At 64.4% G+C, this 7,838-nt stretch carries 4 protein-coding genes and 1 riboswitch; of the genes, 2 read left to right on the top strand and 2 right to left on the bottom strand.

Annotated elements, in window-relative coordinates; translation table 11 throughout:
• Positions 1-14: 14 nt before the first annotated feature.
• Positions 15-1,859, bottom strand: coding sequence for a phosphomethylpyrimidine synthase ThiC (thiC, locus tag N5C25_RS10505; protein WP_279936909.1), 1,845 nt, complete (start codon positions 1,857-1,859; stop codon positions 15-17).
• Positions 1,860-1,941: 82 nt separating this feature from the next.
• Positions 1,942-2,042, bottom strand: a riboswitch (TPP riboswitch).
• A 220-nt stretch (positions 2,043-2,262) separates the two neighbouring features.
• On the opposite strand from thiC, the gene N5C25_RS10500 reads away from it, so the two are divergent.
• Positions 2,263-3,840 (top strand): BCCT family transporter, encoded by a 1,578-nt coding sequence (locus tag N5C25_RS10500; RefSeq protein WP_279936908.1) that lies wholly within the window; start codon positions 2,263-2,265, stop codon positions 3,838-3,840.
• Positions 3,841-4,453: 613 nt separating this feature from the next.
• On the opposite strand, the gene ggt is transcribed toward N5C25_RS10500, so the two are convergent.
• Entirely contained in the window at positions 4,454-6,172 is a 1,719-nt protein-coding gene (gene ggt / locus N5C25_RS10495; RefSeq protein WP_251102316.1) for a gamma-glutamyltransferase, read from the bottom strand.
• Between the two features lie 659 nt (positions 6,173-6,831).
• Between ggt and ilvC the strand changes: the two genes are divergently transcribed.
• Positions 6,832-7,806 carry a ketol-acid reductoisomerase gene (gene ilvC, locus N5C25_RS10490; protein WP_021202138.1) on the top strand — a complete coding sequence of 325 codons (975 nt, stop codon included), beginning with the start codon at positions 6,832-6,834 and terminating at the stop codon, positions 7,804-7,806.
• The last annotated feature ends 32 nt before the right edge of the window (positions 7,807-7,838 follow it).

Genomic DNA, 7,838 nt, shown 5'->3' with positions numbered 1-7,838 from the left:
CTACCCGTTACGCATCACCCCTGGTGATAGACCTCGGCACCGGCCGCGCGGAACTCTTCCGACTTCTCCTTCATGCCGGCCTCGGCGTAGTCGCGCACGTCCTGGGTGATCTTCATCGAACAGAAGTGCGGGCCGCACATCGAGCAGAAGTGTGCCAGCTTGTGCGCATCCTTCGGCAGCGTCTCGTCATGGAACTCCTTGGCCTTCTCCGGATCCAGGCCGAGATGGAACTGGTCTTCCCAGCGGAACTCGAAGCGCGCCTTGCTCAGCGCGTTGTCACGCACCTGCGCGCCCGGATGGCCTTTGGCCAGGTCGGCTGCATGCGCGGCGATGCGATAGGCCATGATGCCGTCGCGCACGTCCTGGCGGTTGGGCAGGCCGAGGTGTTCCTTCGGCGTCACGTAGCAGAGCATGGCGGTACCAAACCAGCCGATCATCGCCGCACCGATCGCGCTGGTGATGTGGTCGTAGCCCGGCGCGATGTCGGTGGTCAGCGGGCCCAGCGTATAGAACGGCGCCTCGCCGCACTCGCGCAGCTGCTTGTCCATGTTCTCCTTGATCAGCTGCATCGGCACATGGCCGGGACCTTCGATCATGGTCTGCACATCATGCTTCCAGGCGATCTTCGTCAGCTCACCCAGCGTTTCCAGCTCACCGAACTGCGCGGCGTCGTTGGCATCGGCGATGCAGCCCGGGCGCAGGCCGTCACCCAGCGAGAAGGTCACGTCGTACGCCTTCATGATCTCGCAGATGTCTTCGAAGTGCGTGTAGAGAAAATTCTCCTTGTGGTGCGCCAGGCACCACTTGGCCATGATCGAGCCACCGCGGCTGACGATGCCGGTAACACGCCTGGCAGTGAGCGGCACGTAGCGCAACAGGACGCCTGCGTGGATGGTGAAGTAGTCCACGCCCTGCTCGGCCTGCTCGATCAGCGTGTCGCGGAAGATCTCCCAGGTAAGCGCCTCGGCACGGCCGTCAACCTTCTCCAGCGCCTGGTAGATCGGCACGGTACCGATCGCCACCGGCGAATTGCGGATGATCCACTCGCGGGTTTCGTGGATGTGCTTGCCGGTGGACAGGTCCATCACCGTGTCACCGCCCCAGCGGATCGCCCACACCAGCTTCTCCACTTCCTCGGCGATGCCGGAAGACACCGCGCTGTTGCCGATGTTGGCGTTGATCTTGGTCAGGAAATTGCGGCCGATGATCATCGGCTCGCTTTCCGGATGGTTGATGTTGTTGGGCAGCACCGCGCGGCCGCGTGCGATCTCGTCGCGCACGAATTCGGGTGTGATCACCTTCTGGATTGAAGCACCGAACGACTCGCCCGGGTGCTGCTGCAGCAGGCCGGCATCGCGGACCGCGTCGAGCCGCTGGTTCTCGCGGATGGCGACGAACTCCATTTCCGGCGTGATGATGCCGCGGCGCGCGTAATGCATCTGGGTGACGTTGGCACCGGCACGTGCACGGCGTGGCAGGCTGCGCGCGGGGAAACGCACCGCGTCAAGCTTCGGGTCATGCTCGCGATCGCGGCCGAACGAAGAACTCAGTGCTTCAAGCTGCTCGGTATCACCGCGCTCTTCCACCCAGCCGCGACGCAGTGCCGGCAAACCGGCGGACAGATCGATGCGCACCTCCGGGTCGGTGTACGGGCCCGACGTGTCGTAAACGGTCACCGGCGCATTCTCTTCGCCGCCGAACAGCGTCGGCGTACGGGTCAGCGCGATCTCGCGCATCGGCACCTGCAGATCCGGGCGTGAACCGGGCACGTGGATCTTGCGCGAGCCGGGAATGGGCCGGGTCACGGATCCGGAGAGTTGCTGGGCCTGTTGCTGCAGGGCGGAGAGCTGTGCGTTCATCGGGCATCGTCCAGGAAGGTCAGGGACGAAGCGGCGGCGCACGGCACCCGCGTACGGACGGTCCTTGGGCGGAGTCCGGGCACGGCTGCATTGCAAAGCTTCCCTACGCCGGTATGAGCCGGATCAGGTTCCAAGGGACTGTCTCAACCGTGGCCACATGGCCCGGTACCCCCGCTTCTTGGTGCGCATTAGAGCATAGACCGCCCGCCTCCGGGACCAGATCGCCATTCGTTAACGGAACCATGACGTCGCGTTCAGTAACGTGCACGCCATCGCGTTGCTGAGATCGATGCGTTCCCCGCCGCCTTCGCGGCCCCTGCCCGGTCCGTGCTGCATGCCGCCGGCCCTTCGCCGCAAGCTCTGCTCGCTCCCCTCAATCCCCCTTGATCGGAGAAGCTCCTTCATGGTGTTTCGCGTTTCCATCGCACTGGTTCTGCTGCTGGTGCTGCTCGCCGGTATCGCCCCCGGCCCCTTCAACACCGTGGTCCAGTCGATGCTGGCGGAAGTCATCCGCAGTGTCGGCTGGCTGTACCTGCTGGTGGTGTTCCTGGCGCTGGTGTTCCTGATGTACCTGGCGTTCGGCCGCTTCGGCAATCTGCGCATCGGCGGCGAGGACGCCGAACCCGAGTTCTCGCGTGCCAGCTGGATGTCGATGCTGTTCGCCGCCGGCATGGGCATCGGCCTGGTGTTCTGGGGTGCGGCCGAGCCCATCTCGCATTTCAGCAAGCCGCCGGAAGGCCTGGCGCCGCAAAGCCTGGATGCGGCGCGCGCATCGATGCGCTATGCGTTCTTCCACTGGGGCCTGCACCCGTGGGCGATCTACGCACTGATCGGCCTGGCGATGGCCTGGTTCCAGTTCAACCGCAACGGACGCGGCCTGGTCAGCGACATGCTGCAGCCGATCATCGGCCGCCACCATCGCGGCTGGATCGGTCGGGTGGTCAACATCGCCGCCGTAGTTGCCACCGCGATCGGTGTCGCCACCACGCTCGGCTTCGGCACCATCCAGATTGCTGCCGGTATCGAACGCGTCTTCAGCGTGCAGGCTACCGTCGCCGTGCAGATGACCATCATTGCCGTCGCCTTCGTGCTGTACATGGCCTCCACCGCCAGTGGCGTGGAGCGAGGTGTGAAGTGGCTCTCCAACTTCAACCTGGCGTTGGCTGCCCTGCTGGCGGCCATCCTGCTGGTGCTGGGGCCGACCGGCTTCATCTTCGATACGTTCACCACCACGCTGGGCTCCTACCTCAACCAGCTGGTGACGATGAGCCTGCGCATGTCACCGTTCTCCGGCAGCACCTGGGTGGCGGACTGGACGATCTTCTACTGGGCCTGGTGGATCTCGTGGGCACCGTTCGTGGGATCGTTCATCGCGCGCATCTCGCGCGGCCGCAGCGTGCGCGAGTTCGTGATCGGCGTCGTGCTCGCACCGACGCTGCTGGGCTTCTTCTGGTTCGCGGTGTTCGGCGGCACTGCGTTGTGGGCACAGATCTTCGGCCATGCCGATCTGGTGCAGGCGCTTGGCAATGGCTACGAGACGGTGTTGTTCACGCTGTTCGACAGCATGCCGCTACCGTTGTTGCTGTCGTGCATCGCGCTGGTGCTGCTGATGATCTTCTTCGTGACCTCGGCCGATTCGGCGGTCCTGGTGCTGGCCAGCATGTCCACCGACGAGGCTGGCGACCCACCGTTGAAGCGCAAGCTGGCCTGGGGCATTGCGGTGGCACTGATCGCAGCGGCGTTGCTGCTGGCCGGAGGCCTGGACGCGCTGCAGGGCATGATCACGATCGCGGCATTGCCATTCGCGCTGCTGATGGTGCTGGTGATGGTGTCGCTGTACCGGGTGCTGGACCAGGAGTACACGCGCGAGCGGCGGCAGGCGCAGCGCCAGCGGCACATGATCGACGCGTGGATTGCACGCGAGATAGCGGCGCAGGAGGAAACCCAGGCGGAGGCGGCGCGCGCGCACGATCAGGATTGAGGGAGGTTTTGCAGCTTGCGGCTGTACCGCTTTTCTCAAGCAACGGCAACAGCAACTTCAAAAGCGGCTCCGGATTTCTGCTGGTTTGGCGGGGAGGGGGCAGATGGCGGGACACGCCGCAAGTACGTCCTTGTAGGCTCGTCCACGGCATCCATGCCGTGGACGGTCCCGCCATCTGCCCCCTCCCCGCCTCCGACAATTTCCCGGTGACGGCAGTAGATCCACGCCATGCGTGGATCAGGTGTGTCGGAAAACAAGAAGGGGTCGGACCCGCAGCGCGCGGCTGTTGCTGTTGCTGTTGCTGTTGCCTTTGCTCTTGATCTTCTTCTTTCTCTTCCTGCGGTGGCGGCCACAGGAAACTGTCCGTGGCCGGGCGGGTGGGTTGGCTGGGGGCGTGAGCCGCATGGGCCCGAGGCATGCCTCGGGCGGGTTGGGCAGGACGCCCAACCCCGGTCTTGCCGTGTACGCAGGACTGCGCACACGAGCAAGCGGCGACCGAGCCTACATGGACGTACTTGCAGCGGCCCCCAGACAATCCACCCGCCCGGCCAAACCAAGCATCACTGAAACCCTCACCACCGCCGAGGGGGCTCAGCCCGGTGGCCGGAAAACCTCAATACCCCGCCGCCTGCCCATCCTTGCGGCTCTCCGAAGCACCGTAGTAAACCCCGGTCTCGGGATCACGCATGATCGCCTGGTACCCGCCATACGGGCCATCGGCGAACACGATGCGATGCCCCTTGCGCATCAACGCGCGCACCGTCTCGTACGGGAAGCCGGTTTCCAGATTCACTTCGCCGCCATCGGTCATCGCCGTGGCCTGACCCGTCGGTTCGGTTGAGCCTTCATGCTGGATGCGCGGTGCATCACCGGCTTCCTGCAGGTTCATGCCGAAGTCCACCAGGTTCATCACGATCTGCGCGTGGCCCTGCGGCTGCATCGCGCCGCCCATCACGCCGAAGCTGGCATACGGCTTGCCGCCCTTGGTGATGAACGCCGGGATGATCGTCTGGAAAGGCCGCTTGCCCGGCGCGTAGCCGTTGGGATGGTTCTTCTGCAGCACGAACATCTCGCCGCGGTCCTGCAGGATGAAACCCAGACCGGGCGGTGCCATGCCGCTGCCCATGCCACGGTAGTTGGACTGGATCAGCGAGACCATCATGCCGTCGGCGTCGGCCACGGTCATGTAGATCGTGTCGCCCTCCTCCAGCTGCTTCGGCGTGCCCGGCTGCACTTCCTTCAACGCCTTTTCCATCGAGATCAGCGCGCGGCGCTGCGCGGCGTATTCCTTGGAAATCAGCTTCTGCACCGGTGCCGGCTGGAACGCCATGTCGGCGTAGAAGCGTGCACGGTCGGCGAAGGCCAGCTTCTTCGCTTCAACGAACAGGTGCACATGCTCCGGTGAACCAAACGGGATCTTCGAGAAGTCGTAGCCTTCCAGCACGTTGAGGATCTGCAGCGCGGCAATGCCCTGGCTGTTCGGCGGCAGTTCCCACACGTCGTAGCCACGGTAGTTGCTGCTGACCGGTTCGACCCATTCGCCATGATGGTCAGCCATGTCCTGATAGCTCAGGTAGCCACCGTTGGCCTTGAAATAGTCGCCGATGGTGCGGGCGATGTCACCCTTGTAGAAGGCGTCGCGTCCGCCATCGGCGATCTTCTGCAGCGTGCTGGCCAGATTCGGGTTCTTCCACATCTCGCCCTTGCGCGGGGCGTGGCCGTTGATCGTGAACTGCTCCTTGAAGCCCGGGTACTGCGACAACTTGGGCACCGAGCGGTCCCAGTAGTAGGCGATCACCTCGGCCACCGGGTGACCCTCGCGGGCGTAGCGGATGGCCGGCGCCAGGTTGTCGGCCATCGGCTTGCGACCGAAGCGGTCGTGCAGCGCGAACCAGCCGTCGACTGCACCCGGCACCGACACCGGCAGTGGACCGGTGGCCGGGATGTCCTTCAGGCCACGGCGCTGGAACTCGGCCAGGGTGAGCGATTTCGGCGAGCGCCCCGAGCCGTTGTAGCCGTAGAGCTTCTGCGTCTTCGGGTCCCAGACGATGGCGAACAGGTCGCCGCCGATGCCGTTGCCGGTGGGCTCCATCAGGCCCAGCGCTGCGTTGGCCGCGATGGCGGCATCCACCGCCGAGCCACCGCCCTTCATCACGTCCAGCGCGATCTGGGTGGCCAGCGGCTGCGAGGTGGCGGCCATCGCATGAGGGGCGATCACCTCCGAACGGGTGGCGAAGGTGTGGCCGGTAATGCGGTCGGCGGCAAAGGACAGCGCGGGCACGGCAGCCAGCACGGCGGCGGCGATCAGGGGACGGGCAAGGCGTCGGGACACGGTCGGGTTCCGATGGACGGGTGGTTCCCCGATCTTCGCCGCTGCGGCCTTCACGCGGTATCGGACAGACGTCATGGACGTTGATCCTGGGGTGGAAGAATCCAACGGATTCCGCGCAAAAACCGCCCAGAAAGGAGTGAATTCGGGTTCATCGAAACACTTTCAGCAGCAACCATCCTTGTGCCGCAAGCGATTGCGCTGGATTCACTGGAAACCGATAAAAAAACCGTCGCGAGGGTTGACACCGCCAAAACGGCTGTGTTTCTCTCGATCACATGTTGCATCACAACACGCCACTGCGAACCCACATTGAAGCCGCCGACACCGGCGCCGCCTCGCTGCGTTCGATTCTTGTGCTCGTACTTATTACCCAGCCACCAGGTGCGGGACGAGCCAGCGTGTAAGCAACAAACACACCGGAACTCATCAAAACCCGCACCCGCCCCGGTGCGGGTTTTTTCATTTCAGGACCTGGTTTCAGACGCAACCACCATGACCAACGCTCAGTGCAAAGCCCGGCCCCAGACCACCACCACGCCTCGTGGTGGCTGTGCCTGTGCGATGCGTAGCGCCTCCTCCACCGATTTCCCCTGACCGGCCGGTACGTCACCTCGACGACCGGCCGTTCTTTTTTCTTCCCACCGCAAGGAACCTCCCCCATGAGCACCAACGACCTGCCCCAGACCAAGATCGCCGTCATCGGCTACGGCAGCCAGGGCCGCGCCCACGCACTGAACCTGCGCGAATCCGGCTTCGACGTGGTGGTAGGCCTGCGTCCGGGCGGCCCGACCGAGGTCAAGGCACAGGCCGATGGCTTCACCGTGAAAGCACCGGCGGATGCGGTGAAGGACGCCGACCTGGTTGCCGTGCTGACCCCGGACATGGTGCAGAAGAAGCTGTACGACGACGTGCTGGCACCGAACATGAAGCAGGGTGCGGTGCTGTTGTTCGCGCACGGCCTGAACGTTCATTTCGACATGATCAAGCCGCGCGACGACCTCGACGTGGTGCTGGTCGCACCGAAGGGCCCGGGCGCGCTGGTCCGTCGTGAATATGAAATCGGCCGCGGCGTGCCGTGCATCTGGGCGGTCTACCAGGACAAAAGCGGCAAGGCCGCCGAGTACGCACTCGCCTATGCAGCCGGCCTGGGTGGCGCCCGCGCCAACCTGATCCAGACCACCTTCAAGGAAGAGACCGAAACTGATCTGTTCGGCGAGCAGGCGGTGCTGTGCGGTGGCGCTTCGGCGCTGGTGCAGGCGGGCTTCGAGACCCTGGTGGAAGCCGGTTACCAGCCGGAAATCGCCTATTACGAAGTGCTGCACGAACTGAAGCTGATCGTGGACCTGTTCTACGAAGGTGGCATCTCGCGCATGCTGGAGTTCATCTCCGAGACCGCGCAGTACGGCGATTACGTCAGCGGCCCGCGTGTGATCGATGCCGGCACCAAGGAACGCATGAAGGAAGTACTGAAGGACATCCAGGACGGCACCTTCACCAAGAACTGGGTGGCCGAGTACGAAGCGGGCCTGCCGAACTACAACAGGTTCAAGCAGGCCGACCTGGAGCACCCGATCGAGAAGGTGGGCAAGGAACTGCGCGCCAAGATGGTCTGGTTGCAAGGACAGGCCGCGTAAACGCGCGGCCCTCCCCCACCCGCTTTGCAAGG

Origin of the sequence: Stenotrophomonas sp. GD03958, from assembly GCF_029839005.1 — a bacterium.
GTDB lineage: Bacteria > Pseudomonadota > Gammaproteobacteria > Xanthomonadales > Xanthomonadaceae > Stenotrophomonas > Stenotrophomonas hibiscicola.
The sequence above is the reverse complement of the archived record's forward strand: the minus strand, read 5'-3'. Positions and strand labels throughout refer to the sequence as shown.

Bases quoted from the DNA above. Each gene is read 5' to 3' on its own strand.
- thiC (WP_279936909.1), bottom strand. From the start codon at position 1,859: ATGAACGCACAGCTCTCCGCCCTGCAGCAACAGGCCCAGCAACTCTCC.
- N5C25_RS10500 (WP_279936908.1), top strand. From the start codon at position 2,263: ATGGTGTTTCGCGTTTCCATCGCACTGGTTCTGCTGCTGGTGCTGCTC.
- ilvC (WP_021202138.1), top strand. From the start codon at position 6,832: ATGAGCACCAACGACCTGCCCCAGACCAAGATCGCCGTCATCGGCTAC.